This window comes from Pseudomonas sp. GM84 (genome assembly GCF_000282535.1).
Taxonomy (GTDB): domain Bacteria; phylum Pseudomonadota; class Gammaproteobacteria; order Pseudomonadales; family Pseudomonadaceae; genus Aquipseudomonas.
This window is the reverse complement of record NZ_AKJC01000015.1, coordinates 1-25,556: the sequence shown is the minus strand read 5'-3', so window position 1 is coordinate 25,556 and position 25,556 is coordinate 1. Positions and strand designations below refer to the sequence as shown.

The following is a 25,556-nucleotide window of genomic DNA, read 5'->3' as shown; positions in this document are numbered from 1 at the left end:
GGCTGATGCGGCTGCCGCTGACCACAGCGTCGGCACCGCTATTTACATAGACACCGTGGGCGCGGACCCCGCCCACGTCTACCTGGCTGTCGCTGACACTGGCGCGGCTACCGCTGCCCTCGACCAATACGCCATGGCCATAGGTGCCCTGGGTAGATAGCCGGCTGCCTTCGAGGACCACCTCAGCGCCATTGCTGGCCCGGGCCCCGGCAGCGATCTCTGCGGCGTTGCCGGCCCCCGAGATGGCCACGTCGCTGTCGCTCAGGCGCACCAGGCTGGCGCTACCGTCGGCCCGCACGCCACCCACGAAGTTGCCGGTGGCTGTGGCCTGCACCGCATCGGCCAGGATGCTCGCGCCGCCAAGCGCATGCAGCACAGCCGTGCCGGTGGTGCTGGTGGCGGCACCGACGCTGGTGAACTGGCTACGCTGGAGCTGAATTTGCGCGCCGTCCTCGGCGCGAGCGCCACTGGACGAGATGGCACTGCTCTGCACCTGGATGTCGCTGGCGTCTATCCGGCTGCCTGCGCCCGTCGCCTTGAGCGCATGGCTGGCCGTCGTCGGGCTGTTTGCGCCCGTCACGGTAATTTGTGTGCCTTGCCCGAGCGACAGGCTTCCACCCTCCTGGGCAAGTGCCGCCACCGAACCCTTGGATTGGGTGCTGACGCTGCCACCGGTGAAGGCGATGTGGCTGTCTTTACCGCTTGCCACCAGGCCCTGGTTGTTCAGGGCGCTGGCGCCACCCCCGAGGGTGACCTGGGCGTCGTGCAAGGTGACCTTGCCACCCCCGGTGGCACGCACGCCTGTCATGTTGCTGGCGGTGACCGCGGCGCCATTGGCGGCCTGGGGTACCAGGCTGATGGTGACATGCGAACCGCTCAGCTGGCCGCCATCCCGTGCCACCAGGGCGCTCTGACCATTGGCGTTGGCAGCGGTGAGCGCACTGGAGACGACGCTTGCGTGATCGAAACCGATGCTGCTAGCTGCCGGCGCCAGCACACCGATGGTGCGGGCTGCGGCCAGTAGCACACTGGCCTGGTCATGGGGGCCACTGACGTTGATGCCGATACCGTCTGCCGTGTTGACCACAAGGGGGGCCGGCGCGCCCAGCAGCAGGCCCGGAAACGCCAGGGGCACGATACGCGTGTCGGCGGCCCAGCCCTCGATCGGCTGCAGGCTGAACAACCCAACAAGCAGCAGGCCCAGTGCTTGGGCTAGGCGGGTTCGCTCAAATCGCGGCGAGCCGGAATGGGGGGTGTGGTAGTGGTTCATGGCAACCTCGCGGGCGCTGGAAAAGTGATGCCAGAAGCTTGCGCGCGCGACTTCGCAACAGATGTCGGAACAGTTTCAGTGCAGTTGTAGGAATGTTTCCCGACTTGAGGGCTGGTCTATGCTTGGCAGCGGGGAATGGACGCGAGGAAACAGTGCATGAGCAGCGTGCTGGTCGTGGACAACCAGCCCATCGTTCGCGACGGCCTCAGGGCGCTGCTCGAACGCACGGGCCATCAACTGCTCGCCGAGGTGGACAACGGCCAGGATGCCTTGCTGCAGTGCCGGCTGCTGCACCCGCAAGTGGTCATCGTCGAGCTGATGGTGCCGCGTTTGGGTGGGCTGGACCTCGTGCGACGGCTAAGGGCGAGCCATGAAGGCATCAGGCTGCTGGTGTACAGCGCCCAGGAGCCGGGGATCTACGCCGCAAGGTCGTTGCAGGCCGGTGCCGATGCCTATGTCAGCAAGTCCGACGCCGTCGATGAACTGCGCAATGCCCTGCATGCGGTCAGTCATGGGCGAAGCTACTTCCCCAGCGACGCGACCCACCCGGCGGCGCCAGCGGTGCCAGCGGGGACGAGTGAACTCACCCAGCTGTCGGCCCGGGAACTGAGCGTCCTGCAACTGCTCAGCCAAGGGCTGAGCAGCAAGGAGGTCGCGGCGCAACTCAGTCTCAGCTACAAGACGGTCAGCACCTACAAGGTCCGGCTTTATCAGAAGCTGGGGGTGGACAGCCACTTCCAGCTTCTGGAGGTGGCCCGCAGCCACGGCATGTTTGCCGGAGAGCAGTCCGAGCGCGCCACGGCAGATGCGCTGGACCCGGCTCTGAAGCGTGAATACGGGTTCTTGCGGGGGTTGCTGGATTCGGCACCCTATCCCATGTTCGTACGCGATCTGCAGGGCCGCTTGCTGATGTGCAATCGACGCTACCTGGTCTATGCCGAAACCACCTTCGAACAGATCCAGGGCCAGACGCTGCACGAAGCGCGTTGGCTGCCGGAGGCGATGCGCAACCGTTCCCATGACCGGCTGCGTGAAGCGATCGTGCGCGAAGAGCCTTTCATGACCGAAGTCGTCATCGACTACGCGGGGGTAGCCACGTCGTTTTTTGTCTGGTGCACACCCTTTCGGGATGCAAGCGGCAACCAGGTGGCGATAGTCGGCGGTATGAGCGACCTGACTGAACGTGACCGGATGTTGGCGACCATGCGCCATGAAGGGGCGCAAGCGCGCTTGCAGAGCACGCTCAAGAGTTCGACCCTGGTCGCCATCAACAACCAATTGCGGATCGGGCTCGAACGTATGCAAGAGGCGATCGACCAGGCACGGCGGGCCACTGCGGCCAACACCCAGCCGGCCCTTGACGCGCTGGTGGTCGAGATCGATCAGATGGGCCGCAGCCTGGACAGGATCAACGCCCTCGCCTCGGTCGAGCGTCACGAGCTGCAGACCCAGGCCCAAGCGCACAATCTGGGCATTCTCACCGAGGAAATCCTGGCGCCGCATCGTCACCAGTTAGCGTTGCTGGGCTGCACCCTCGACGTCGGTCCCGGCCTGCGTGCACTGGCCCGTGCCTGGATCGATGCACATCATTACCGAAGGCTGCTCGACTGCCTGTTCGAGCAGGTGCGCCAAGGGCCATTGCCCGCGCAGCTCGACCTGCGCGTGATGACCCGCATCCTGCCGCGCGGGTGGCTTTGCCTGACCCTGGAGCTGAGCCCATGGTACGAGCCGGCCGAGGCGGACTCGGCCGCCAGCTGGGCGTTCGCCGAGCTGCAACACCTGCTGCAGACGCTGCATGCCAGTGCCCGTAGCATTCCCGGGCAACTGGGGTCGGAATCCACCTGGCACTTCGAACTGGAACTGCCGTTGGCGTTGTCTGACGCCTGAACACTGCCAGCCTCCCACACCGCTTGGCGAAGAGGCTGGCGCGAGCACTGCAAGCCGCTCAAGACGGGAAGCCAAGCCCCGAAGAAAGGTCAGATCCTTCACCTTTGCGCTCAGCCGGCGTCGCCTGTTCGTCAGTCACCCGTTCAAGCGACTGCTGCACCGTATCCTTGACCTCTTCACCCTTGGCCTTCAGGGTTTCCGTCAGCCGATCGCTAGTGGCCCCCATCAGCTGATCTTCCTTCCGGGTACTGGGTAACGCCGCCCCCAGTGCTGCCCCTAGCGCAATGCCCAACGCGGCGAGCACCAGCGGCTGCTCTTCGAGCAAGTGATTGAACTGGCCTTTGAGCGCGGAGGCCTGGTCCCCTACCCTGTGCGCGGAACTGCGCACCGTGTCGGCAGACTGGCCCATGCTTTCGCGTGCGCCCTGGCCCAGCTCGCTGGCCCGGTCGCGCACATCATGGGCCTTCATGCGCATCTTCTGGCTGGCATCGTGCACCGCGTCCCCGGCATGGGCGAAGGCATCCTTCACCGAGTCGACCGCATCACCGAGCTTCTCGCCCAGCCCTGGCCCTTGAGAGGCAGGCCCGGGGTTGAACGGACGGTTCTGGTTGAGCCCCAGCCACGCCAGGCCCAGGACAGTCAGGGTTGCCGGCACAGGGTTGTTCTTCAGCGTAGTGCCCAGGTTCTGGAAGAACTCGCCACCATTGCCCCTGGTGTAGGCCAGTACCCTGTCGACCAGCTGGCCCGGGCTCAGGCGCTGCTCCAGGGCATCGACCAGGTCACTGATGTGCTCGCGCTTGGCGTTGACTTCCTGTTCGAGCAGGTCTGGGTCCTTGTGCGATTCATGTTCGAAGGAAGTGGTCATGGCAATTTCCTCTTCAGCGCGTCCTTGTCTTGCTGCATGGCATGCAAGGTACGATCAGGGGCCAGATGCCCGGGCTCGAACTGCTTCTTGCCCGACTGCAGCATGATGAAGCCGATCAGCACCGTGACCGCCCCGACGATCAAGGCCGCCAGCCACGGTTGGACCACCAGTGCCAAGGCATACACCGCTGCCAGCAGAAGAATGACGAAGCCCGCCAGAAGCACTATCGCCCCGGCCGCTACCGCTGCTGTAGCCGCCTTCAAGGTGGCCAGGTTCTGTTGCAGCTCTGCCTTGGCCAGTGCCAGCTCCTTGGTGAACAGCTCCGGCACTTCCCGCATCAATTGGCGCAGCAGGCTTCCGACGCCGACAGGGTCGCTATCGGCTGCGTGCAACCCGGGACTCGTGTGCAAAGTATCCTTGTTCATCATTCGCCTCCTTTGAGCGGGTCACGCTCGAACGGGCTTGCGCCTACCGAGGTGCCAGCACCAACCCCGACGGGGTCGACCGGGGTGTAGGGCTTATGGGTGGACACGTCGCTCGCCTTGTCTGGCGTGGCCGACAGCGGGTGACGAGGCTCGTTGACGCCTTGAGCCGGTGCGCCAGGCGTATCTGCAGTGGAATGGCTGGCGCTTGCGCGCAAGAAGCGCGACAGGGCAAACCCGACCGCCACGCTGCCTGCCAGGAACGCTGCCGGATTACCCCGTGCCAGCTGCGCGCCGCGGTGCAGCAGGCTTTCGGCACTTTCATGGCGCATCTGCTCGGCGAAGGTGCCGACGCATTCGGCCGCCTCGCTCAGGTATCGCGAAAGGCCCAGGCTGTCATGGCCTTCCAGCGCCGTGGCTGCCGACCGCGCGCCTTCCTTGAGCGAATCGAGCTGTTCGGCGGCGCTGTCGCGGTAGTGCTCGTACTGCTCGCTGCTTTTTTGCCGGGCTTCTCCCAGCAGCGCTCCGGCTTCGTCGCCGAGGGTGTGAAGGTGGTCCTGGGTGCTGCCAGGTGGGGCGGTTGAACCTTGATCGGTCTTTTCCATTGTGACGCCCTCGAAGCTGATGGGTGGACGAACGCCGAGAACATGCGGCATTCATTCGGGGGACGTAGGCACTGGCGTGGGAGTTCAGTCACGTCGATCTATGACAGGTACCTGATCCACCAATGAACGGCACCCGGTCTACCGCAGGAACATCCATTGGCGTCCGATCACTGAGCGTGGGGGTAATGGGTAGCGGTGGCACGTCGCCAAGGCATTTACGACGCAACACATTGAGCCTCGGGAACTTTCGCGCCTCTGGTCCGCTACTGCGAAAGTTGTGGGAGCACTCCTGCGAAGGCCGGCATCGGAAGTAAACACAGGTTTCCCTGTGTCAACACACGAGGTGCGAGATCATGGCCAACGACCAAGGCAAGACCGGACAGCAAGGCGGCACCCCTCAGACCACCCCTGGCAACGTTCCGAATGACCGAGAAAAAGCCTCGCAACCGGGTCAGCAAGGAGGCCAGTCGTCGGGAGGAACCAACGACCCGCAACGCGGCTGGGACGAAGGACAGAAAGGCGGGCAGATGCCAGGCGGCCAACCCGACAGGCAAGATCAGCGGGGTACTCAGCAAGGTGGACAAGGTGGCGGCGTGAATGATCAGGACGATCCTCAGCGTGCCGGGGGTGGCGCCCAGCAGGGCGGCAAAGGAGGCCATCGTTCTGGCTCCAAATCCGACACAGAGCAAAGTGACATGGACGATGCGTCCCAGGCTGTTCAGGACGAGGACAGCGGAATGAACGACGAAAACCGTTAAAAACGTGCTGCAGGCCAGGGTGAAGGAATCGCCCTGGCCATGCTTGGCAGAAACCGTCAGGGAGTTCTCAAGCGCGAGCCCGTTTCCCACCCTCCTCGCTCGCAAGCCATCTGGCACGCCCAACACCCCAGGCCAGCGCCCGCGTCATCGATTCCCCGGGCCGTGAATCGAACGCTTCTTCGTGAAGCACCATGCCACTGGCGGCGTACACGCCAATGAACATCTGTGTATTGCCTGTGCGCGACAGGCGCACCTGAACCTCCAGCATCTTGCCATCGTCCAGTGTCTCGCCATGAGTTCGATGGTGAAGCGTAGGATCTGCCCAACCCCAGAAAACCTCACCGCGTATGCGCATGCCGCCCTCCTACGACTTTAGTATTAGATATGGGTTATCCCACCTTAGCCCAGCAACGGGGCAATGCAATCGAACGGACAGAAGACGGTGCCAGCGCCTTCCCGCGCAGCAGCCACCACCGTTTGTCGCGCCAGTGCGTGATCCATTCCAACACTCCCTGTCCGGATCATTCGAAAAGGTAAGAGCGTTCCCAACTGAAGGAGCTTTCCCCATGCGCGACTTCCCAACGCCTCCGTTTCCCTCGCAACCACAAGACGTCCCAGGTTCACAGCGCAAGATGGAGCCCTACCCCGACTGTGGTGAGAAAACCTATGCCGGCAACGACCGGCTGGAAGGCAAGGTAGCGCTGATCACCGGTGGCGACAGCGGCATCGGGCGGGCCGTCGCCATTGCCTACGCCCGCGAAGGCGCCGACCTTGCCATCGCCTACCTGAACGAGCACGAAGATGCACAGGAGACCGCGCGGTGGGTCAAGGCTGCGGGCCGACAATGCCTGCTCCTGCCGGGCGACCTGGCTGAGAAACAGCACTGTCATGACATCGTCGACAAGACCGTGGCGCAGTTCGGGCGTATCGATATTCTGGTCAACAATGCAGCCTTCCAGATGTCCCACGAGACCCTGGACGAGATCGACGATGACGAGTGGCTGATGACCTTCGATGTCAACATCACGGCCATTTTCCGCATTTGCCAACGGGCGTTGCCGTCGATGCCCAAGGGCAGTTCGATCATCAATACCAGTTCGGTCAACTCCGACGATCCCTCGCCCAAGCTGCTGGCCTACGCCACGACCAAGGGTGCAATTGCCAACTTCACCGCAGGCCTGGCGCAGTTGCTGGGCAAGCAAGGCATTCGGGTCAACAGTGTGGCGCCGGGTCCCATCTGGACACCCTTGATCCCGGCCACCATGCCCGACGAGGCCGTCAGGAACTTCGGTTCGGGCTACCCGATGGGACGGCCGGGCCAACCCGTCGAGGTCGCGCCGATCTATGTGCTCCTTGCCTCCGATGAGGCCAGCTATATCTCAGGCTCGCGCTATGCCGTGACAGGCGGCAAACCCATCCTTTGACCGACCAGCCCAATGCCTGCCATGCCGGCCTTGGGCTGTCCGAGATCAGGTAGCTCGGTGCTTCCACGCTTCGTATCGGGCAAGCAGCGGCTGCACGCTGAGGCCGTGCAGCAAGATGCTCAACCCCACGACCGACAGGACCAGCTGAGTACTCTCCACCGCGAAAGCGGGCAGCAAGCCGTGGTTCAGCGCGTAGAACAGGTAGTAGAAGCTGCCGATGCCGCGGATACCGAACCACCCCATCAGCCCCCGCTGCAGTGAATTCAACATCCCCCGCGACGGTATGAGCGCAATGCTCAAAGGACGGATCACGAAAAACAGTGCCCCGGCGACGATCAGCGCACGCCAGTCCCAATGCTCCAGCAGCACCACGCCGAGCAAGGTCACCAGGAAAACTTCCATCGATCGCTCCACCAGGCTGCCAAAAGCCAACATGTCGCCCAACATGATCCCGGCGGCGATCTGCGAGTCGTCCAGATGCTCCACGTCCCCTTTCACCGCAAGTTCTGGCGCGACGTGCTGGTGTCCTACCACGGGCTGCACCAAGTGTTCGGCAGCAGGTTCATGTGGGTTGGTTGACGTCTGCACTTCGGCCTGGCGCAATCCCAAACCGGCGGCGAACACGGCCAGAAAACCATAACCCTGGACGGATTCGGCAATCACGTAGGCCATGGCAATCAGCGCCAAGGCAAGATAGTCGTTGGGCGAGACGGTGCTGTCGTCGTTGCGCAGCCGAAGGTAGAGCGTCAACTTGCCCAGCCCGCGCCCCATCCAGTAGCCGCAGAGCAGCCCGGCCAGCACCGCCCAGAGCACGTCTTTGATCAACCAGTCGCTCAGCCACGCCTGCCCGGTGTCCTGTTGCAGCAGCAAGCCCAGGATGACGAAGGGAAAGGCGATCCCATCGTTCAAGCCCGCCTCCCCCGACAGGCTGAAACGCACCGGGTCGTCATCCCGGGCATCGACCACCTGCACCAGGGTCGCAAGGACAGGGTCGGTAGGGGCAAGGATCGCCCCGATCAACACCGCCAGGCCCCAACCCAGGTTCAAGCCGTAATGCAGCACCAGGCTCACGCCCCCGATGCAGATCAACATCACAGGCCCGGCCAGACAGAACGCCAGCCACCATCTGCGATCGCGCAGCGGCAAGCGCAGTTTCAAGCCGCTGAAAAAGAGTGAGAACAGCACCGCGACCTCGGTGAGGTGCTCCATCCAGCCACTCGACTTGGCGACATCGAGCTGCAGCAAGCCCAGCCCGGAAGGGCCAAGGCCGATACCCAGGCCCAGGCAGACGACCGACGACGTTACCGGCATCCAGCGCAAGTAGGAGGATGAGAGCGCCAGCAACAACAAGACGGCGCCCAGCATGGCGAACCAGACGATGAAGGTCATCTGCGCGGCTGCCTTTGAGAGTGGTGCATCGAGTCCTTTTTCGACTGTTTCCCCGTTCCGGTCGTTCCGTACGCTGCGGTTCACTCGGTTGCCCATTCGTCAACCTTGCTGAACCCGGCCGACGTGGCCCCGGTCGTCAGTGATGAGTGGACGAATGAAGGATGCCCCCCGTGAGCGACATTCGCATTGGTATTTCCGGTTGGCGCTATGGCCCATGGCGCAAGGACTTCTACCCCGCGGGATTGCGCCAGGATGACGAGCTGGCGTTCGCCTCGCGAGCGGTCAACAGCATCGAGATCAATGGCTCGTTCTACGCGCTGCAGACTCCCGAACGCTACTGCCAGTGGCGCGACCAGACGCCAGACGACTTCGTGTTTTCGGTCAAGGCCCCGCGCTATATCACCCATGTGCGCAGGCTCAAGGAAATCGATGAAGCGCTGGCCAACTTCTTTGCCTCAGGCCCGCTGTTGCTGGGCGACAAGCTGGGCCCCTTCCTTTGGCAGTTTCCCCCGACACTGAAATTCGACGCCCAGCGCTTCAGTGACTTCCTCGACAAGCTGCCCAAGGACCGCAAGGCCGCCCGGGCCTGCGCCAAACAGGCAGACGAACGCCTGCAAGGCAACGCAGGCACCGCCATTCGCGGCAATGCGCGTCTGCGCCATGCCGTGGAGGTTCGCCATCCGAGTTTCCTCTGCGACACCTTCATTGCCTTGTTGCGCAAGCACAAGGTGGCGCTGGTGGTCGCCGACAGTGCCGGCAAGTGGCCCTACGTCGAGGATGTGACCGCCGATTTCATCTACATGCGCCTGCATGGCGATGTCGAGCTCTATAGCAGCGGCTACACCGCCAGGGCGCTGCGCCGTTGGCGAATGCGCATCCAGGCGTGGGCCCAGGGCGGCCAGCCTGAGGATGCCGAGCTGGTGGTGCCCCGCGCCCCGACCAAGCGCACCACGCGTGACGTGTACTGCTATTTCGACAACGACCAGAAGGTGCACGCCCCTTACGACGCACGTCGGCTGCTGGGCAAGCTCGGCCTGGACGGCGAGCTGGTCACTGAACCTGGCATCGAGCCGCACGTGCAGCTGTAAACACACACTGACGCAAAAGGAGCATCACCATGCCCCGTGGAGACAAAGACAAGTACACCGACAAGCAGAAACGCAAGGCCGAACACATCGAGGAAGGCTACGAGGCCAAGGGTGTTTCCAAGGACGAAGCCGAGGCGCGGGCCTGGGCGACCGTCAACAAGCAATCGGGCGGCGGCGAACGCAAGGGCGGCTCGGGGCAGAAGAAAAGCCCGGCGGCCAAGGCCAAGGCCCGCGAATCGTCGGCGCGCCGGGCCGTGGCCACCAAACACGGCGTGCCCCGGCCCGGACAGCAGTTGGAAGAGATGACCAAGCAAGCGCTGATGGATCGGGCGCGCCAACAAGGAATCGCCGGTCGCTCGACCATGCGCAAAGGTGAATTGATCGACGCATTGCGCAAGGCAGCGTAGGCATTTTTCGAGGTGAATACCCAATGGCGCTGATGATAGACCTGCTGCAATGGCCTGCCATGCTGGTGACCCTGGCCGCTGCCTGGTGCATCGGCTCGTGCCGCCCCGGCCGTCGCCGGGTCGGCTTCTGCTGCTTCATCGCCAGCAACGTGCTGTGGGTGATCTGGGGCTGGCACGTGCAGGCCTGGGCGTTGATCGTGCTGCAGTTCTGCCTGTGCGCCATGAACTTGCGTGGCTGGAAGAAGAACACCCAGGCACAGCCCTCGTCCGACGTGGCGAGATGAGGGTCGCTCAGGGGTTCTGTGGCTTCGGCTCGGCCGGGGGTTGAGCCGGTGGTGTGTCAGGTTGCTGCATCTGCAACGACGGTTTGCTGGGATCGCTGTCCTTGCCGGGGTGGTTGTTGTCGCGATCGAAGCAACCGGCGGACAAGGCCAGGCTCAAGGACAGGCACATCAAGGGGATTTTGCGCATGGTCGGCTTCCTCGTGGATACAGGCATGCAGGGCCGGCATGCGGCCCCACTCGCACCTCATTTCTTTTCATCGTCCCTGGGCGGTTTCGCCGGGCCCTGAGGATCTACTTGTGGGTCCTCCAGGTCCGGAGAGTCAGGATCGAAACCCAATTCCTGCTCGGTGCTTGCGTGCTCGGAAGAATGCGGGCCCTGCCGTGGATCGGCGCTTTGGTCTGGCTTTTTCATGATGCGGTCTCCAGGGAATGTTCTCAGAAGAACCCGCCCGCCCCTGGAAGTTTGATTCATCCGCCCCTGCGGTGCACCGCTGAACCCGTTCGGATGAACTTTGCCTTCCCCCGCGACTTCCCCTGCATAGGCCATCACCACAACCCGCCTCTGCAGGAGTCAACCCAATGAGAGCATTGACCTACCACGGTGCCAACGATGTCCGGGTCGATACGGTCCCCGACCCCACCCTACAGCACGACGACGACATCATTCTGCGGGTGACCGCGACCGCCATCTGCGGTTCGGACCTGCACCTCTACCGCGGCAAGATCCCCCAGACCGAAACGGGCGACATCTTCGGCCACGAGTTCATGGGCATCGTGGAGGAGACCGGGCGCGGGGTCACTAACGTCCAGGTCGGTGATCGGGTGGTGATTCCTTTCGTGATCGCCTGCGGCAGCTGCTTCTTCTGCCAGCATGAGCTGTTCGCCGCCTGCGAGACCACCAACACAGGGCGTGGCTCGCTGATCAACAAGAAAGGCATTCCCCCCGGCGCGGCCCTGTTCGGCTACAGCCATCTGTACGGCGGCATACCTGGTGGCCAGGCAGACTACGTACGGGTCCCCAAGGCCAATGTCGGCCCGTTCAAGGTGCCCAGCGCCCTGGCTGACGACAAGGTGCTGTTTCTCTCGGACATCCTGCCCACCGCCTGGCAGGCGGTGCTCAACGCCGAAGTAAGCAAGGGCTCGACCGTCGCCATCTACGGCGCTGGGCCGGTCGGGCTGCTGAGCGCTGCGTGCGCGCGCATGCTCGGCGCACAGGCCATCTTCATGGTCGACGACAACGATTACCGTCTGACCTATGCGCGCGATGCCTACGGCGTGATACCGATCAATTTCGAGCAAGACGACGACCCCGCCGACAGCATCATCCGCCAGACCCCTGGCATGCGCGGCGTTGACGCTGTCATCGACGCGGTCGGCTTCGAGGCCAAGGGCAGCACCACCGAGACAGTACTGACCGCCCTGAAGATCGAAGGCAGCAGCGGCAAGGCCTTGCGCCAGAGCATCGCCGCGGTGCGCCGAGGCGGCGTGGTCAGTGTGCCCGGCGTCTATGCAGGGTTCATCCATGCCTTCATGTTCGGCGATGCCTTCGACAAGGGCCTGACCTTCAAGATGGGCCAGACCCACGTGCAAAGATTCCTGCCTGAACTGCTCGAGCATATCGAAGCCGGGCGCCTGCACCCGGAACTCATCGTCACCCATCGCCTCGCCCTGGAAGAAGCCGCCACGGGCTACAAGCTGTTCGACCAGAAGCAGGACGATTGCCGCAAGGTCATCCTCGTGCCCGGGGCCGCTGCCGGCACCCTGGGGCCTGACACCATCTGACGCGATAACGGGAGGGTTGACCATGTTAGCGACGGCAACCGGAATGAAACCAGGCGAGCGCTACCGGGTTGAAGCCCTGGAGCGCGCGCACCAGTTCCCCGGCTTCTTCCTCGACGGCAAGTATTTCCTGGGCCCGGAGCTTCTGACGGCTATCGGCTGGCTGGAGGGCCAGCGTTTCATCTATGACAACCTCGATGCCACGGGCGAGCCGGTCTTCGCCGATCGGATCGCCGGGGATATTGCCGACCTCAAGCTCACCCTGGTGGACGGCACGGTACTTGAGCTGGTCAGCATCCAGGACTGGGCTTGCGAGCCCATCAGCGACCAGGCCGAGCCCCCGACGCCGGTGCAAGCCGACCGGCGCAGTGCGTCACCGCGCGGCAAGCGGCAGCCTTCTGCACCCTGGTTGATGATTGCAGCCGTGACGATTCTGGGAGGCTGCGCGCTGGCGCTGCTACGCGGCAAACGGCACTGAATGCGCAATGAGGCAGCGCGAATCCTGTGGGAGCGGGCTTGCCGGCGAAGGGCCGGAACGCAATCCATGTGGGAGCGGGCTTGTCCCGCGAAACAGGCAGCGCAGTGTATGGCACCGGCTCCGCCGGTGTTCGCGGGACAAGCCCGCTCCCACAGGATTCGTGCCAACTTTCAGAAATTGAGCACAGGGAAAACCAGCGCTTTCAAAGCCACATTCGTACGTCAGAGGACAGGCAAGACCTGCCCGCCAACACCGGCCATCGTCAGCATTGAACCCTGCCGCTTGCGGCCCACTCCATGGCAGGTAAGCCGCGATCTTGTTACCCACGATGAGGTGCCACCATGAATGCCATCGAGCTGCTGATGCAGGACCACAAGCTGGTGAAGAAACTGCTTGAGGAACTGTCCACCACCACCGAGCGGGCCGTGAAGAAACGTGCCGAACTGCTGCAGCGCATCGAGCACGAACTGCAGATCCATACCGCGCTGGAGGAAGACATTCTCTACCCCGCCATCAAACAGGCCGGGGGCAAGGAAGAAGCGAAGATGTACTACGAAGCCAAGGAAGAACATCGCACCGTCGATTCGCTGGTACTGCCCGACCTGCTGCACACCGAAACCGACACCGTGGCCTTTGCCGGTCGGGTGAAGGTCATGAAAGAGCTGCTCGAACACCACATCGAAGAGGAAGAAAGCGAGCTGTTCCCGACGGCGAAGAAGTTGCTGGGCAAGGATGTGCTGGAGCAACTGGGCCAAGCCATGCAAGCACAGAAGAAAATGCTCAAAGGGACGCCGCACGCTGCTTGACGATTACCTGCGCGCCCTCTGCGGCGCGCGGCTCACCATTAAAGGCACATTGCCACCCCGTCATTCACCTGTCATCTGCCTGTCGTATTTTTCGCCCACTACCCAGGGTCGGGAATACCAGTCGTGATACGCCGTTCACTCTCGTCCACAGGCCTTCTGCGCCTGTTGATCCTGATGCTCTGCGCCGCCACCTTGACGTTTCTCTGGGGGCTGCACTTCTCCCAGAAGGCCGCCTCGCGCCAGGATGCCCTGTCGGCCAAGGCAGCTGCGCACCTGAACCTGGCCAGCCTTGTCGCCGAGAGCTTGGGCCAGCTGGTCGATCGGGCCCAGGCGGTGGGCCGCGTGACCCAGGACGACCTGAAGGGGCTGCGCCAGGACAACCACAGCCTGGCCCGTCTGCTCGCCGAGGACCCGGTGTTCAAGCGCATGAGCCTGTATGACCGGCAGGGTCGGCTACGCTCGGCGAGCCATGGCGATGAAGCCACGCAACTGCCGGCAGACTGGCTCCAGCAATTGCGCCTGCACGTCGCCCGCTACGGTTTCAAACCCTTCCTGCCCCGCATCACGCCCGACAGCAACCCTGGCGCCATGCCGAACTGGCGCCTGCCCTTCCTGCTGCCCTTGACCGACCTGCAAGGTCGCGAGATCGATCATGTTCTCGTGGTGCAGTTGGACATCGGTTACCTGGCCGTACTGTTCCAGCACATCGACCTGGGCAACAGCGGGCTGATGCGCCTGCTGCAGGACAATGGCGAGGAACGCCTGCGCATCGACAGCCGTGGCGTGGTAGTGGCGGACGACAGCTTCGAACCTGGCCTGCAGGGCTCCGACAGCGCATCCGGGCTATTCACCCAGTATGCGGCCGGCACCCCTTACCAGAGCGTCTACCGGCGTGACGCCGAGCGCGGTTTCAGCGTGGTCGTCAGCCAGCGTCACGACGAGATCCTTGCGCCGTCCGCGCTGGCCTACACGCGCCAGTTCTGGCTGAACCTGAGCATGACCCTGATGATCCTCGCCAGCCTGGCCTGGACCCTGCGCCTGCTGCGCAAGCGCCAGGAAGCGTTCAGCGCCCTGGAGCATGCGCAGCAGGTCAACCAGCAGTTGATCGGGCGCCTGGAAGACGAACACCGGCGCAGCAGCCACGCCGCCGCCACCGACCACCTCAGCGGCCTGCACAACCGCCGCCAGTTCGTCGAGGTCGCAGGCCAGGCCCTGACCCGGCAACGCGGCAAGCGCCAGTTGATGGCGATCCTGTTCATCGACATGGACCGCTTCAAGTCGATCAACGACTCACTCGGGCACAAGGTCGGCGATCTGCTGCTGCAAGCCGTGGCCGGGCGCATCCAGCGCCAGCTGGAGCCGGGTGATGAAGCCTCGCGCTTTGGCGGCGACGAATTCGTCGTGCTGCTGGCCGGCGAGCGCAGCGAAGAGCAGATCAACACCTGGGTGGGCAACCTGGTGCAGAAGCTGTCGGCCACCTATGCCCTCGATGGTCAGGAGGTCAACACCAGCCCCAGTGTCGGCGTCAGCATCTGCCCTCGGGACGGCCAGGAAATCGACAGCCTGATCCGCTTTGCCGATGCCGCCATGTATTCCGCCAAGCAGGCCGGGCGCGCCCAGTACCGCTTTTTCGACCCTTCGTTGAACGTGACCGATATCCAGGCCTTCACCCTGGAACAAGCTTTTGGCAGCGCGCTGGCCGGGCGCCAGTTCGTGCTCCACTACCAACCGCAGATACGCCTCGACACCCAGCGCGTGCTGGGCTACGAAGCGCTGGTGCGCTGGGATCATCCCGAGTTCGGGCTACTGTACCCGGACCGTTTCATCGACCTGGCCGAGCGCAGCGGGTTCATCGTCGAGCTGGGTTGGGAGGTGTTGCGCCTGGCCTGCGAAGAGCTGGCCCGTTGGGACGCCCAGGGCCGTGACAGCCGCCTGGCGGTGAATGTGTCGGCACTGCAACTGCGCCAAGGCGATTTCAGTAGCCGTCTGCTGGCCAAGCTGCAGCGCCATGGCATCGCCGCGCAGCGGTTGGAGCTGGAGATCACCGAAACCACCATCCTCGACCCGGAAGGTACCGCCGTCGAACACCTGCAGCGCCTGCGCGCGGCGGGGTTGGGTATCAGCCTGGACGACTTTGGCCGAGGCTACGCCGGTTTCGCCCACCTGCAGTCGCTGCCCCTGAGCAAGCTGAAGATCGACCGCGCACTGATCGCCCCCCTTTCCAACAGCTACGACGACAGCCCGATCGTCTCTTCGACCATCATCCTGGCCAAGCGCCTGGGCCTGGAGGTCGTGGCCGAAGGGGTCGAGACCCGCGAGCAGGTGGTGTGCCTGAAGCTGGCCGGCTGCGACATTGCCCAGGGCTATCACTTCAGCCGGCCGTTGTCGCCCGTGCAGTTGCGTGAGTACCCGCCTTTCAATGGTGTCGAGGAAAAGCCATGCATGGTGTGAGGGCCCTATCGCCGCGGTTCGTCGCCACGACAAGCCGGCTCCCACAGGAATCGGTGGCAACGCGGACGGTGTGGGAGCCGGCTTGCCGGCGATAGGGCCGGGACAGACAAGCAAATAACCTTTATCGTGTCACCCACCATCACCACCCCACTGACCATGACCGACATCGAGCGCTACGTCCGCGCCGCCACCCGCGACAACACCCGGCGCAGCTACCAGGCCGCCATCGAGCATTTCGAGGCGCACTGGGGTGGCTTTCTGCCGGCCACCGCCGAGAGCATTGCCCGCTACCTGGCCGACCACGCCGAACAGCACGCGGTCAGCACCCTGCGCCAACGCCTCGCAGCGCTCAGCCAATGGCACATCAGCCAGGGCTTTCCCGACCCGACCAAAGCGCCGCTGGTGCGCCAGGTACTGCGCGGCATCCGCACCCTGCACCCGACCCCGCCCAGGCAGGCCGCCCCCCTGCTGTTGCAACACCTGCAGACTGCCGTGGCGTGTTTCGAGGAAGAAGCCCGCCAGGCCCGTGAGCGCCACGATCTGCCCGCCCTGCGCCGCGCCCGCCGCGATACGGCGCTGCTGCTGTTGGGTTTCTGGCGAGGCTTTCGTGGTGACGAACTGGCGCGCTTGCGCATTGAGCATATCCAGGCCGAAGCCGGTGTCGGCATCACCCTGTTCCTGCCACGCAGCAAGGGTGACCGCGAGGCGCTGGGCGTGCAGCACCGCACGCCGGCGCTCAAGGCGTTGTGCCCGGTCACGGCCTACCTGCAGTGGATCGAGGTGGCCGGTATTGCCCACGGCCCGGTGTTCCGCAAGCTCGACCGCTGGGGCAACCTCGGCGAGGCAGCGCTCAACAGCAACAGCCTGGTCGGCCTGCTGCGGCGCATGCTAGCGCGGGCTGGGGTGCCTGCCGCACTGTACACCGGCCACTCCCTGCGCCGCGGCTTTGCCACCTGGGCCACGGCCAACGGCTGGGAGTTGAAGTCATTGATGAGTTACGTAGGCTGGAAAGACGCCAAGTCGGCACTGCGCTACATCGACTCGGCGCAACGCTTCGGTGAGCTGGCCGTGCTACCGGCCAGCCAGGGCCAAAGCCTCATTCCTTGAACGCGAAGCGCGCAAGGCCACCCACCTCCGGGCGAATCGCATAGAGGTCGCCGGCATCGGGGTAATGGCGCAGTTCCGCAGGCGACATGCCGAAGCGCGCGGTGGTGATGTACAGCGTATCCATGGCCGCGCCGCCGAAGCAGCAACTGGTCGGGCGAGGCACGGGCATCACCACCTGGTCGGTCAGGTGCCCGTGGCGGTCATAACGCAACAGGCAACTGCCATTGAACTGGCAGACCCACAGCCCGCCTTCGCGGTCCAGCGCGATGCCATCGGGGCGCCCCAGTTCTGCCGGCGTCTCGGCGAACAGCGTGACATGCTCCAGGCGGCCTTCCTCAAGGTACTCGGCGCGATAGATCGAGCGGCTGACCGAATCGACGAAGAACAGCGTTTGCCCGTCCTGCGACCAGGCCAGACCGTTGGGTAACGCCAGGTCATCGTGGATCACTTCGTCGTGCAGCTCGCCATCGAAACGGAACAACGCGCCGGTCTTGCCGCTTGGCCCTTCATCCATCAAGCCGGTGACAAATCGCCCCTGCGGGTCGCAGGCACCATCGTTGAAGCGGTAGCTGGAGCGGTGGTGCACCGATGCGGAGTACTGCCGTACCTTGCCCTGCGCCACGTCGAGGATCGCCACGCTGGCGTCTTCGGTGAAGACCAGGTTGCCCTGGTCGGTCAATGCCAGGGCACCGATCCGCGCGGCCGATTCGTACAGCACCGTCACCTCGCCATCGGGCAGCAGCTGATGGATGCGCCCGCCGGTAAGATCGACGAAGTACAGGGCACCGCTACGGGGATCCCAGACCGGGCTTTCGCCAAGGTCGGTGCGGGTGTTGGCGACCTTGAACGGCAGGTAATGGCATTCCTTGATGCTGCTCCAGCGCTCGGCCACTTCAGCCAGGCTCGAGGCCTCGACCCGTGCCAGGTCACGCGGGTAGCTGACGCCGCTATTCTCGCTGAAGCGCGTGGCCGTGAACTGGCCGTTGCTGGCGCGCAGGATGTAACCGGTGTCGCGGCACAATGCGCTGGCCAGGTAGAGCACGCCCGGCGTGACCCACTCGGGCTTGAGCTCTTCTGGCGGCAGCGTCACGCCCCACATGCGGGTCTTGGCCACCGGCGAGATGGCGTTGACCAGGATGCCGTGCGCCAGGCCCTCCATGCTCAGGGCGTTCATGATGCCGACCTGGGCCATCTTGCCCGCCGAATAGGCCACCAGCCCAGGCTGCGAGTAGCGCTGGTACATGGCGCGGTCCGAGGTCGTGAGCACAATGCGCGGGGCTGCGGAAAGCTTCAGGTGCTTCCAGGCATGCTTGGCCAGCCATACCGGGGCATGCACGCTGATGCCCAGGGCACGATCGAGAAAGGCTTGCTCCTGGGTCTCGATGCCCTGGTAGTCGACCCAGCCGGCGTTGTGAATGAGGATGTCCAACGCGCCGAACTGGGCGATGGCCAGTTCCACCAGCTGCCGGCATTCGTCTTCGTTTTCCAGCTGGCCGACATGGGCGACCACATCGAAACCCTGGTCCTTCAAGGCTTGCAAGGCGACGCTGACCGCCGAAGGGTCCCGCCCTTCGCCAGACCGGTCGGTCCCCAGGTCGCTGATGACCACACGGGCGCCGCGCGCGGCCAGCGCCGCCGCATAGTCCAGGCCAAGGCCTTGGGCAGCACCGGTGACGATGGCCACTTTGTTCATGAAGGGGTCTGTGCTGGGCATTCTAAAGCTCTTCCAATTCTCCTTTTTACGATAACAATAAAAAAATCAATGACTTAATATTAAAAGCATGCAACTTTGATATCTCACGGATATCACCCAGCACCCCCGCACCTATATCATGGCCGCCTTGCACGGCTGGGCGCTGGAGAACGCTCTACCGGCCCCCGCTCGACTCGATGAAGGAACGTAGAATGATCGAGACACGTTTGCTCAGGCAGTTCATTGCCGTGGCCGAGGAACTGCACTTTCACAAGGCAGCCATTCGCCTGCACATGGCGCAACCTCCCCTGAGCCAGGCGATCAACCGACTCGAAGAGAAGCTGGGCTTCAGCCTGTTCCTGCGCAACAAGCGTGGGGTCAAGCTCACCGCGGCCGGCACGGCGTTCCTGGAAACCGCCTACCGCACGCTCAAGGAGCTGGAACAGGGCATCGAGTACGCGCGCAACGTTTCCGAAGGCATCTGCGGCAAGCTGACCATCACCGCCATCTCCATTGCCTATTACGAGTCGTTGCTCACCACCCTGAAGCGATTCCGCGAAATCTACCCGAACGTGCGCCTGACCATCCGCGAAATGCCCTCGGCCTCCCAGGCCAAGGCCCTGATGGCCGGCGAGGCGGACATCGGTTTCATGCGCAAGCTGCCGATGCCACCCGAGACCATCGAATCGCGCCTGCTGCTCAACGAGCAGATCGTCATGGCCCTGCCCGCCAACCACGCCAAGGCGCAGCATGCGATGGTCGACCTGCGCGACTTCGCCGAGGAGGACTTCGTGTTCACCCCGCAGGCGCTGGGCAGCGGTTACCACAGCCAGCTGATCGCCCTGTGCGAATCGGCCGGTTTCTACCCCAAGATTGTCCAGGAGGCGGCGCAGATCCACACCCTGATCGGTCTGGTGGCCTGCGGCTTCGGCGTTGCCCTGGTGCCGGAATCGATTGCCTACTCGACGTTGCGCGACCGCGTACAGTTCCGCCCGATCCGGCCGATCAAGGATCAACCCACGCCGACCATGGGCCTGTACATGAACTGGAACATCCAGAACGCCTCCCCGGCCCTGGGCAGCTTCATCTCCATGCTCGACCTGGGGGCGCCACGGCGCTTCACCGACACCATCCAGAACCCGGTGATCCTGGATGGCAGCGAGCTGCCCGAACTACACCGCTAGCCGGTACTCGCGCAGCCAGGCGTCCAGTGCCAGCGCCGTCTCCAGGTTGTTGCGCCGCAACTGCGAGTTGAAGTACCCCTCGGGCTTGCGCAGTTCAGCCGTCAGGCGCGCCCGGTCGATGACCTGGAACGCCGGGCTGCTCGCCTCCCCCAACAATTGCTGCGCCCGTGCACGCAGGAACCGCTCGTAGGCCAGGTTGGCCGAGGTCGGGTACGGGCTCTTGCGCCGCTGCAGCACCGCCGCCGGCAAGAGGTCGGCACAGGCCTGCTTGAGCAGCCACTTTTCCTCCCCCTCCTTTCCCTTGATCGCCCAGGGCACGTTGTACACGTATTCCACCAGTTCATGGTCGGTGAACGGCACCCGCACTTCGAGGCTGGCGGCCATGCTCAGGCGGTCCTTGCGGTCGAGCAGGATCGGCAACCAGCGCTGCAAGTGCATATGGCCGATCTCGCGCATGCGCCGCTCCTGCGGGCTGTCGCCTGGCAGGTGCTCGACGCTGTCAAGCGCCTGGTGGTAGCAGCTGTCCTGATACCGGGCGAAGTCGCACAGGCGGTTGAAGTCCGGGTTGATCAGCGCCGGCTGCAGCAGCTGCATGCGCGACAGCCAAGGGAAGCGCGGCGCCGCCAGTGCCTCGGGGTCGCGGAACCAGGCGTAGCCGCCGAACACCTCGTCTGCCGCCTCGCCGGAAATGGCCACCGTGGAATGCCCGCGGATGGCCTTGAACAGCAGGTACAGCGAGGTGTCGACGTCGCCGAACGTGGCTGCCGAGTCATTGGCCCGGTAAACCGCCCCGCGCGCGGCGTCGTCCACCAGTTCCCGGTTGTCGATGAGGATGGTCTGGTGCTGGCTGCCGATGTACTCGGCAGCGGCCAAGGCATAGGGCTGGTCGCGCTCGGGGCGAAACGCATCGCTCTGGAACTGCTCCGCTTGACCCACGAAGTCCACCGAGAACGAATTGACCCTGCCGCCCTGCACCGCGCCCAGGCGTTGCTGCGCCATGGCGGTCAGGGCGGTGGAGTCCAGCCCGCCGGAGAGCAACGAACACACCGGCACATCGGCGTACAGCTGCTCGCCCAAGGCCTTGCTCAGCAGTTCGCGGGTGCGCTGCACGGTCGTCGCCAGGTCGTCCTGATGCTCACGCCGCTGCAGTTGCCAGTAGCGGCTGAGCTTCGGCTGGCCATTGGGGCGCCAGGACAACCGGTGCCCCGGCGGCAGTTCGTCGACCCCACGCAGTGCCGAGCGCACGGTGCCGCGCGATAGGCTCAGGGCATCCACCAGGCCGACCACATCCAGCGCGCGGGTGAAATCCGGGTGGGCCAGGATCGCCTTGATTTCCGAACCGAACAGCAGCCCCTGCTGGTGCCGGGCGTAGTACAGCGGCTTGACCCCCAGACGGTCACGTACCAGCAGGAAGTGGCCGTCGCGCCCGTCGAACACGGCGAAGGCAAACATCCCGGTCAGGTGCTCGCAGCAGTGCTCGCCCCACTCCAGGTAGGCGCGCAGCACCACTTCGGTATCGCTGCGGGTGTGGAACTCATGGCCTGCCTTGCGCAGGCGCTCACGCAGTTCGTGGTGGTTGTAGACCTCGCCGGTATAGACCAGGGCGATTTCCTCGCCGCTGGCACAGCGGTAGGTCATCGGCTGCACGCCGCCGCTGAGGTCGATGATCGCCAGCCGTCGATGGCCCAACAGGGCATTGCGGTGCTGCCAGCTGCCACTGGCGTCCGGCCCGCGCAGGGCCAGGGTGTCGGTCATGGCGCCAATGGCCTGGCCGGCCTGGGTCAGATCGCGGGTGTAGTCCACCCAGCCTGTGATTCCGCACATGCGCTGTTCCTTACGCCTGAAGTCGACGGGCTGGCAGCAAGCCGGTCACGGCCTGCAGGCGTTTGGCGATGTCCAGCAGCTGCCGCTCGCTGTCGCGCCTCCCCATGATCTGCACGGCCAGCGGCGCCTTGCCGTCGGCACTCAGGCAAATCGGCACGGTGATCGCCGGCAGGCCGCTGAAGCTGGCCAGCGGGGTGAAGCTGATCTTCTGCTCATAGCCGGGCTCGGCCGGCGATGGAATGGTCGAGTCACCGGGCTGCGGGTTGCGCCGATCGAACGGCCGGTTGGGGTCCATCGGGAACACCACGAAGTCCACCTGGGCTTCGTCGAACCAGGCATCGATGCCGGCGCGGATGCTGTCCATGCGCTGGTGGATACGCCGGTAGTCACAATCACTGACGCCCTCGCCCACCTTGAGCGCGCTGAGTGTCGACCAGTGCAGCTCACAGTCGAATCGGCGCGCCCAGGCCGCCGAGGCCAGCCAGGCATCGCGCGCACACAGCTGCCAGGCGTCACCACGGCAGGCCCATAGTGCTGGCATAGCGACCTCACTGGCGGCCATGCCCAGGTCGCCCAGCGCGCTGCGGGCCTGGCCGAGCATGTCGAGCATCGCCGGGCTGGTCAGTGCAGGGTCCAGCGCCTGTTCCAGCACGGCAACGCGGTAACGGTCCTTGAGCGGCTGTTGCTGGCCGAGCAGCGGCTCCAGGCCCAGCAGCGGGAACAGCAGGTCGAGGTCATCGGCGCTGCGGGTCACCCAGCCCAGGGCGTCCATGCGCGGCGACAGCGGGAACACCCCGGCCAGGCTCGCGGCCTTCTGGGTCATGCGCAGGCCGACCATGCCACAGTGCGACGCCGGCCAGCGCACCGAGCCGAGCACATCGGTGCCCAGGGAGATATCGCACAGGCCGGCAGCCACCGACACCGCGGAACCTGTGCTGGAGCCCGACGGATCGATGGTCGGGAAATGCGGGTTGCGGCAGCCTGCGCCAAACGCGATGTTCAGTTCAGTGGTGGCGACCTTGCAAGTCAAGGCGATGCGCGGGTCGAGGAAGGTCAGTGCCTCGGCGCTGCGCTGGGGGTAGTGGCGATAGCTGCGCAGACCCAGGCGGGTCGGCAGGCCCGCGACATCCACCGTGTCCTTGACCCCCAGGCGATACCACGGCGCTTCGGCCGGGCGGGTGCTGGTCAGGCAGCGGTAGTGGCTGTCGGCGTGTACGGACCAGTGTGCGTACTGGGCCGCCCACTCGGCCGCCAGGGCCGGGGTGCGCTGCAGCACTTCATGCCGTTTGCGCAGGCTGAGCCCGAGGTATTCGGGTTGCTCCTGGCCGGTACTGGGGTCGGCGCCGCAGGTGGCCAGGTAGTCGGCGATGGTGGCTTGGGTATCAGCGTGGGTCATGGGTGTATTCCTTGACAGAGGTAGAGGCCGCCCACGGCTGAGGTTTGCCGGTGGCGGATAAAGGCAGGTGGTTGACGCGGCGAACCGCGACCGGGCGCGGATGGCCTGGGGGCAACTGCGCGAAGGCCTCCAGCACCGCACGCTCGCTCAGCGTGGCCGAACTGAACAGCACCTCGAAGGCTTCGCCGCGCAAGGCATCGCGCACGGCCACGCACGCCAGCGCCGGGCAATCGAGGTGCTGGCCGAGCTCACTGGCCAGGCGTGCCAGGTCCAGGCGCAGGCCGTTGACCTTGATCAGGCTGCTGGCGCGGCCCAGCCACTGGAAGCGGCGCTCGTCCAGCACCCGTACCTGGTCATCGCAGCGGTGCGTGGCTGGCGCGCTGGCCTGACCGTATTCCCGCGCGATCCGCGGGCTGGCGACTTCAAGGGCGCCGACTTGCCCAGGCGGGCTGAGCAAGCGCACATCGTCCAGCAGTGTCCAGGCTTGCTCGGTGGTGCTGTTGGCATCCAGCTCGCGGTAGGCCATGGCACCGGTTTCCGTGGCGCCCAACAACTCGACGAAGCGCACCCGGGGCCCGGCATGCCGCTGCACGGTGGCCAACGCCCCTGGCGGCAGCAGCGAAGCGCTGTGCACCACCAGCACCGAGCGCCGTGGCGCAAGCCGGGCCAGCAACGCCGGTAGCAGGTGCCAGGTGCTGGCGATGGCGAGGATCACGCAGGTGCCTTCACCGTCGAGCACCGGCAGCCGTTGCTGCTCCAGCGAACAGCGTTGCAGCCGCGCGTTAACGACCCGCGCACCGACTTCGCCGAGAATCTTCCCGTAGCTGTGGCGGGTCGGCGCGAATGCCAGGATCTCCCGCGCCTCGGGCGCCCAGCGGCCGAGAATCAAGGCCGCCTCGCGCTCCATCTGCGCCAGGCTGCGCAGCCATTGGCGCGGCGCGCCAGTGGAACCGGAGGTGGTAAACAGATGCTCGGCGTTCACTCGGCACCTTGCAGGGTCAGTTGATCTTCGCGTTTCTGCGCCACGAACTGCGCCATCTTTTCCAGCGTTTCGAACCAGAAGCGCACGTCATCGCTGAGGTAATCCACCTCGATGTCGAATGCCCCTTCGATGGCGGTGATCACTTCGACGGCCATGAGGCTGTCGAAGCGCTCGCCGAGAAAGTCGCGGAAGCTGTCGCGCGGGCCGATGGCGTCGATCTGTTCGCCGAGCAACTGGCCGAGGGTCTGGTGGATACGCTGTGCAATGCTGAGGTCGTTCACGAGTCGGTGTTTCCTTGCGGGTGGGCCGCGTTGATCAATGGCGCGCCGGCACTGAAGAACACGTGCTCGGGCAGGATCGGTTCGAACTGCAGGTAGAGGAAGGCGTTCGGGTAGTGCCTGCGCAGGCACGCGTGCAGCCCTTCGGCCAGTGCCTGGTGGGCCAGCCGGTCACGCGCCGCCGACAGGGTGATGCGCACATGGAACTGCGCCGGTGTGCCGTCGCGGTCGGCAATGGGCATCGGCATGCCGGCGCTGAAGACGCAGTCCTGGGGCAAGGGGTTGAAGAACACCATGCAGTGGGCGGTCTCGGCACCCAGCGCCTTGAGCTGGCGGGTAAACGCCAGGGCCAGGCGCTTGCGCTGCAGCGGTTGCAGCGGCGCGCAGGAAACATTGAGGGTGGGCATGGCGGCTCCTTACGAAAGCTGCAGGTTGGGTAGGCGCTGACGCTGGCCGTCGGCAAAGGCTTCGAGCAGGCGGCCCAGGCAGCTGGACAGCGCATCGACCCCTGGCAGGAACAACGGCGACCAGGCATGCCCGGCTGCGCCGCGCACCTTGTCGAGGAAGAAACGCAGGTGCGGCAGGTCCACCGGCAGGCCGAAGTCGGCGGCCAGTGCCACGGCCTGGTAAGTGCTGAGCAGGTCGGGAATGCGCTGGCCGTGGTTGGCGTAACCGCCCTGGCGCACTTTGTGCGCGGCCAGTAGCTCGGCTGCTGCCTGAGTCACGTCGTGGCCGATATAGGCGAGGCAACCCAGCGCCTGCAGCCCGGCGCGCAGAGAGGTTTCGCCACGCGGGAACGCTGCATGACCCTGCACTTGCCTGCAGCTGGACACGTAGGTTTCGATTGCCGCGAGGTCTACACCGCTGTTGTCACCCAACTGACGCAAGATCGACACCGCCGAAACCGTGGACACCATGTCCGAGCCGCGGCCCTGCCAGAAGCCGAAGCCACCGTCGGGATTCTGCAGCGAGGCCAGCCAGTGACCGATCGCCTGGCGCGGCCCGGTCTGCTCGGTGAACGCACCGGCAGCCAGGCCCCAATTGGTGCAACGCACTTCGGCGCCCCGTCCGGGCATGTACATGATCCCCGGCTCGTTGGGCATCTGGCAGCCTTCGATCCAGCGCAGGGCAGCTTCACTTTGTGCCGCCGACAGGCTGCCGCCCAGCACGGCAGCCGCC

General features: G+C 64.8%; 26 protein-coding genes and 2 pseudogenes. 12 read left to right on the top strand and 16 right to left on the bottom strand.

Annotated features, from left to right (window positions below; translation table 11 throughout):
• Positions 1 to 1,270, bottom strand: a pseudogene (locus tag PMI38_RS01440) (autotransporter outer membrane beta-barrel domain-containing protein); the annotation flags it as partial.
• Between the two features lie 156 nt (positions 1,271 to 1,426).
• On the opposite strand from PMI38_RS01440, the gene PMI38_RS01435 reads away from it, so the two are divergent.
• Positions 1,427 to 3,157: a response regulator gene (locus PMI38_RS01435; RefSeq protein WP_008089731.1), complete on the top strand. Its 1,731-nt coding sequence runs from the start codon at positions 1,427 to 1,429 to the stop codon at positions 3,155 to 3,157.
• 58 nt (positions 3,158 to 3,215) lie between these two features.
• On the opposite strand, the gene PMI38_RS01430 is transcribed toward PMI38_RS01435, so the two are convergent.
• The 3 genes from PMI38_RS01430 to PMI38_RS01420 are packed head-to-tail and all read right to left on the bottom strand — an operon-like array spanning position 3,216 to position 5,049.
• The gene (locus tag PMI38_RS01430; RefSeq protein WP_008089729.1) at positions 3,216 to 4,022 is read right to left on the bottom strand and encodes a DUF3618 domain-containing protein; all 807 of its coding nucleotides are present in this window, start codon (positions 4,020 to 4,022) and stop codon (positions 3,216 to 3,218) included.
• Positions 4,019 to 4,447: a phage holin family protein gene (locus PMI38_RS01425; protein WP_008089727.1), complete on the bottom strand. Its 429-nt coding sequence runs from the start codon at positions 4,445 to 4,447 to the stop codon at positions 4,019 to 4,021. Before PMI38_RS01425 ends, PMI38_RS01430 begins: the two co-directional genes overlap by 4 nt.
• A complete protein-coding gene (locus PMI38_RS01420) occupies positions 4,447 to 5,049 on the bottom strand; it encodes a hypothetical protein (RefSeq protein WP_008089724.1) in 603 nt (200 codons plus the stop codon). The genes PMI38_RS01425 and PMI38_RS01420 overlap by 1 nt, the downstream gene beginning before the upstream one ends.
• Before the next feature lie 353 nt (positions 5,050 to 5,402).
• Between PMI38_RS01420 and PMI38_RS26250 the strand changes: the two genes are divergently transcribed.
• Positions 5,403 to 5,807, top strand: coding sequence for a hypothetical protein (locus tag PMI38_RS26250; protein WP_008089723.1), 405 nt, complete (start codon positions 5,403 to 5,405; stop codon positions 5,805 to 5,807).
• A 67-nt stretch (positions 5,808 to 5,874) separates the two neighbouring features.
• Here the strand turns inward: PMI38_RS26250 and PMI38_RS01410 are convergent, their stop codons facing one another.
• Complete coding sequence (locus tag PMI38_RS01410; RefSeq protein WP_008089721.1) at positions 5,875 to 6,162, bottom strand: hypothetical protein; 288 nt, start codon at positions 6,160 to 6,162, stop codon at positions 5,875 to 5,877.
• A gap of 211 nt (positions 6,163 to 6,373) precedes the next feature.
• Here PMI38_RS01410 and PMI38_RS01405 point away from each other — a divergent pair, with 211 nt between their 5' ends.
• Positions 6,374 to 7,231 carry an SDR family oxidoreductase gene (locus PMI38_RS01405; RefSeq protein WP_008089719.1) on the top strand — a complete coding sequence of 286 codons (858 nt, stop codon included), beginning with the start codon at positions 6,374 to 6,376 and terminating at the stop codon, positions 7,229 to 7,231.
• A 45-nt stretch (positions 7,232 to 7,276) separates the two neighbouring features.
• Here PMI38_RS01405 and PMI38_RS01400 read toward each other — a convergent pair whose 3' ends face one another.
• Entirely contained in the window at positions 7,277 to 8,620 is a 1,344-nt protein-coding gene (locus PMI38_RS01400; protein ID WP_008089718.1) for a cation:proton antiporter, read from the bottom strand.
• A gap of 161 nt (positions 8,621 to 8,781) precedes the next feature.
• Between PMI38_RS01400 and PMI38_RS01395 the strand changes: the two genes are divergently transcribed.
• From PMI38_RS01395 to PMI38_RS01385, 3 genes are read left to right on the top strand one after another with little or no spacing between them, the layout of a single operon-like run.
• Entirely contained in the window at positions 8,782 to 9,708 is a 927-nt protein-coding gene (locus PMI38_RS01395) for a DUF72 domain-containing protein (RefSeq protein WP_008089715.1), read from the top strand.
• Between the two features lie 29 nt (positions 9,709 to 9,737).
• Complete coding sequence (locus PMI38_RS01390) at positions 9,738 to 10,115, top strand: Rho termination factor N-terminal domain-containing protein (RefSeq protein WP_008089714.1); 378 nt, start codon at positions 9,738 to 9,740, stop codon at positions 10,113 to 10,115.
• 23 nt (positions 10,116 to 10,138) lie between these two features.
• Entirely contained in the window at positions 10,139 to 10,399 is a 261-nt protein-coding gene (locus tag PMI38_RS01385; RefSeq protein ID WP_008089712.1) for a hypothetical protein, read from the top strand.
• Positions 10,400 to 10,406: 7 nt separating this feature from the next.
• Here PMI38_RS01385 and PMI38_RS01380 read toward each other — a convergent pair whose 3' ends face one another.
• Complete coding sequence (locus PMI38_RS01380) at positions 10,407 to 10,586, bottom strand: hypothetical protein (RefSeq protein ID WP_008089710.1); 180 nt, start codon at positions 10,584 to 10,586, stop codon at positions 10,407 to 10,409.
• A gap of 57 nt (positions 10,587 to 10,643) precedes the next feature.
• Positions 10,644 to 10,811 carry a DUF6021 family protein gene (locus tag PMI38_RS27235; protein WP_008089708.1) on the bottom strand — a complete coding sequence of 56 codons (168 nt, stop codon included), beginning with the start codon at positions 10,809 to 10,811 and terminating at the stop codon, positions 10,644 to 10,646.
• Between the two features lie 167 nt (positions 10,812 to 10,978).
• Here PMI38_RS27235 and PMI38_RS01375 point away from each other — a divergent pair, with 167 nt between their 5' ends.
• The 5 genes from PMI38_RS01375 to PMI38_RS01355 all read left to right on the top strand — a co-directional run bounded on the left by PMI38_RS01375 (position 10,979) and on the right by PMI38_RS01355 (position 17,020).
• A complete protein-coding gene (locus PMI38_RS01375; RefSeq protein ID WP_008089706.1) occupies positions 10,979 to 12,181 on the top strand; it encodes a zinc-dependent alcohol dehydrogenase in 1,203 nt (400 codons plus the stop codon).
• Positions 12,182 to 12,203: 22 nt separating this feature from the next.
• The gene (locus PMI38_RS27830; RefSeq protein ID WP_008089703.1) at positions 12,204 to 12,656 is read left to right on the top strand and encodes a hypothetical protein; all 453 of its coding nucleotides are present in this window, start codon (positions 12,204 to 12,206) and stop codon (positions 12,654 to 12,656) included.
• 341 nt (positions 12,657 to 12,997) lie between these two features.
• Positions 12,998 to 13,462 (top strand): hemerythrin domain-containing protein, encoded by a 465-nt coding sequence (locus PMI38_RS01365; RefSeq protein ID WP_008089701.1) that lies wholly within the window; start codon positions 12,998 to 13,000, stop codon positions 13,460 to 13,462.
• A gap of 123 nt (positions 13,463 to 13,585) precedes the next feature.
• Positions 13,586 to 15,913, top strand: a complete 2,328-nt coding sequence (locus tag PMI38_RS01360; protein ID WP_008089699.1) for a putative bifunctional diguanylate cyclase/phosphodiesterase — start codon at positions 13,586 to 13,588, stop codon at positions 15,911 to 15,913.
• 126 nt (positions 15,914 to 16,039) lie between these two features.
• Positions 16,040 to 17,020: a site-specific integrase gene (locus tag PMI38_RS01355; protein ID WP_081502491.1), complete on the top strand. Its 981-nt coding sequence runs from the start codon at positions 16,040 to 16,042 to the stop codon at positions 17,018 to 17,020.
• Here PMI38_RS01355 and PMI38_RS27385 read toward each other — a convergent pair.
• Positions 17,010 to 18,119 carry an SMP-30/gluconolactonase/LRE family protein gene (locus PMI38_RS27385; protein ID WP_238540150.1) on the bottom strand — a complete coding sequence of 370 codons (1,110 nt, stop codon included), beginning with the start codon at positions 18,117 to 18,119 and terminating at the stop codon, positions 17,010 to 17,012. The genes PMI38_RS01355 and PMI38_RS27385 overlap by 11 nt on opposite strands.
• Before the next feature lie 9 nt (positions 18,120 to 18,128).
• Positions 18,129 to 18,713 (bottom strand): annotated as a pseudogene (locus tag PMI38_RS27380) (SDR family NAD(P)-dependent oxidoreductase); the annotation flags it as partial.
• Positions 18,714 to 18,925: 212 nt separating this feature from the next.
• On the opposite strand from PMI38_RS27380, the gene PMI38_RS01345 reads away from it, so the two are divergent.
• The gene (locus PMI38_RS01345; RefSeq protein ID WP_008089693.1) at positions 18,926 to 19,897 is read left to right on the top strand and encodes a LysR family transcriptional regulator; all 972 of its coding nucleotides are present in this window, start codon (positions 18,926 to 18,928) and stop codon (positions 19,895 to 19,897) included.
• Here PMI38_RS01345 and asnB read toward each other — a convergent pair.
• From asnB to PMI38_RS01315, 6 genes are all read right to left on the bottom strand, one after another.
• The gene (gene asnB / locus PMI38_RS01340) at positions 19,886 to 21,721 is read right to left on the bottom strand and encodes an asparagine synthase (glutamine-hydrolyzing) (RefSeq protein WP_008089691.1); all 1,836 of its coding nucleotides are present in this window, start codon (positions 21,719 to 21,721) and stop codon (positions 19,886 to 19,888) included. The genes PMI38_RS01345 and asnB overlap by 12 nt on opposite strands.
• Positions 21,722 to 21,731: 10 nt before the next feature.
• A complete protein-coding gene (locus PMI38_RS01335) occupies positions 21,732 to 23,117 on the bottom strand; it encodes an amidase family protein (RefSeq protein ID WP_008089690.1) in 1,386 nt (461 codons plus the stop codon).
• Positions 23,104 to 24,099 carry an AMP-binding protein gene (locus PMI38_RS01330; protein WP_008089688.1) on the bottom strand — a complete coding sequence of 332 codons (996 nt, stop codon included), beginning with the start codon at positions 24,097 to 24,099 and terminating at the stop codon, positions 23,104 to 23,106. The genes PMI38_RS01335 and PMI38_RS01330 overlap by 14 nt, the downstream gene beginning before the upstream one ends.
• Entirely contained in the window at positions 24,096 to 24,380 is a 285-nt protein-coding gene (locus PMI38_RS01325; protein ID WP_008089685.1) for an acyl carrier protein, read from the bottom strand. The genes PMI38_RS01330 and PMI38_RS01325 overlap by 4 nt, the downstream gene beginning before the upstream one ends.
• Positions 24,377 to 24,784 carry a hypothetical protein gene (locus PMI38_RS01320; RefSeq protein WP_008089682.1) on the bottom strand — a complete coding sequence of 136 codons (408 nt, stop codon included), beginning with the start codon at positions 24,782 to 24,784 and terminating at the stop codon, positions 24,377 to 24,379. Before PMI38_RS01320 ends, PMI38_RS01325 begins: the two co-directional genes overlap by 4 nt.
• Positions 24,785 to 24,793: 9 nt before the next feature.
• Positions 24,794 to 25,556 (bottom strand): prenyltransferase/squalene oxidase repeat-containing protein (locus PMI38_RS01315; RefSeq protein ID WP_008089679.1); only part of this gene is annotated, 763 nt, incomplete at its 5' end.

What these genes read in the sequence shown, in the direction of transcription:
- PMI38_RS01435 (WP_008089731.1), top strand. Translation starts at nt 1,427, where the DNA reads ATGAGCAGCGTGCTGGTCGTGGACAACCAGCCCATCGTTCGCGACGGC.
- PMI38_RS01430 (WP_008089729.1), bottom strand. Translation starts at nt 4,022, where the DNA reads ATGACCACTTCCTTCGAACATGAATCGCACAAGGACCCAGACCTGCTC.
- PMI38_RS01425 (WP_008089727.1), bottom strand. Translation starts at nt 4,447, where the DNA reads ATGAACAAGGATACTTTGCACACGAGTCCCGGGTTGCACGCAGCCGAT.
- PMI38_RS01420 (WP_008089724.1), bottom strand. Translation starts at nt 5,049, where the DNA reads ATGGAAAAGACCGATCAAGGTTCAACCGCCCCACCTGGCAGCACCCAG.
- PMI38_RS26250 (WP_008089723.1), top strand. Translation starts at nt 5,403, where the DNA reads ATGGCCAACGACCAAGGCAAGACCGGACAGCAAGGCGGCACCCCTCAG.
- PMI38_RS01410 (WP_008089721.1), bottom strand. Translation starts at nt 6,162, where the DNA reads ATGCGCATACGCGGTGAGGTTTTCTGGGGTTGGGCAGATCCTACGCTT.
- PMI38_RS01405 (WP_008089719.1), top strand. Translation starts at nt 6,374, where the DNA reads ATGCGCGACTTCCCAACGCCTCCGTTTCCCTCGCAACCACAAGACGTC.
- PMI38_RS01400 (WP_008089718.1), bottom strand. Translation starts at nt 8,620, where the DNA reads ATGACCTTCATCGTCTGGTTCGCCATGCTGGGCGCCGTCTTGTTGTTG.
- PMI38_RS01395 (WP_008089715.1), top strand. Translation starts at nt 8,782, where the DNA reads ATGCCCCCCGTGAGCGACATTCGCATTGGTATTTCCGGTTGGCGCTAT.
- PMI38_RS01390 (WP_008089714.1), top strand. Translation starts at nt 9,738, where the DNA reads ATGCCCCGTGGAGACAAAGACAAGTACACCGACAAGCAGAAACGCAAG.
- PMI38_RS01385 (WP_008089712.1), top strand. Translation starts at nt 10,139, where the DNA reads ATGGCGCTGATGATAGACCTGCTGCAATGGCCTGCCATGCTGGTGACC.
- PMI38_RS01380 (WP_008089710.1), bottom strand. Translation starts at nt 10,586, where the DNA reads ATGCGCAAAATCCCCTTGATGTGCCTGTCCTTGAGCCTGGCCTTGTCC.
- PMI38_RS27235 (WP_008089708.1), bottom strand. Translation starts at nt 10,811, where the DNA reads ATGAAAAAGCCAGACCAAAGCGCCGATCCACGGCAGGGCCCGCATTCT.
- PMI38_RS01375 (WP_008089706.1), top strand. Translation starts at nt 10,979, where the DNA reads ATGAGAGCATTGACCTACCACGGTGCCAACGATGTCCGGGTCGATACG.
- PMI38_RS27830 (WP_008089703.1), top strand. Translation starts at nt 12,204, where the DNA reads ATGTTAGCGACGGCAACCGGAATGAAACCAGGCGAGCGCTACCGGGTT.
- PMI38_RS01365 (WP_008089701.1), top strand. Translation starts at nt 12,998, where the DNA reads ATGAATGCCATCGAGCTGCTGATGCAGGACCACAAGCTGGTGAAGAAA.
- PMI38_RS27385 (WP_238540150.1), bottom strand. Translation starts at nt 18,119, where the DNA reads ATGTGGGGCGTGACGCTGCCGCCAGAAGAGCTCAAGCCCGAGTGGGTC.
- PMI38_RS01345 (WP_008089693.1), top strand. Translation starts at nt 18,926, where the DNA reads ATGATCGAGACACGTTTGCTCAGGCAGTTCATTGCCGTGGCCGAGGAA.
- asnB (WP_008089691.1), bottom strand. Translation starts at nt 21,721, where the DNA reads ATGTGCGGAATCACAGGCTGGGTGGACTACACCCGCGATCTGACCCAG.
- PMI38_RS01335 (WP_008089690.1), bottom strand. Translation starts at nt 23,117, where the DNA reads ATGACCCACGCTGATACCCAAGCCACCATCGCCGACTACCTGGCCACC.
- PMI38_RS01320 (WP_008089682.1), bottom strand. Translation starts at nt 24,784, where the DNA reads ATGCCCACCCTCAATGTTTCCTGCGCGCCGCTGCAACCGCTGCAGCGC.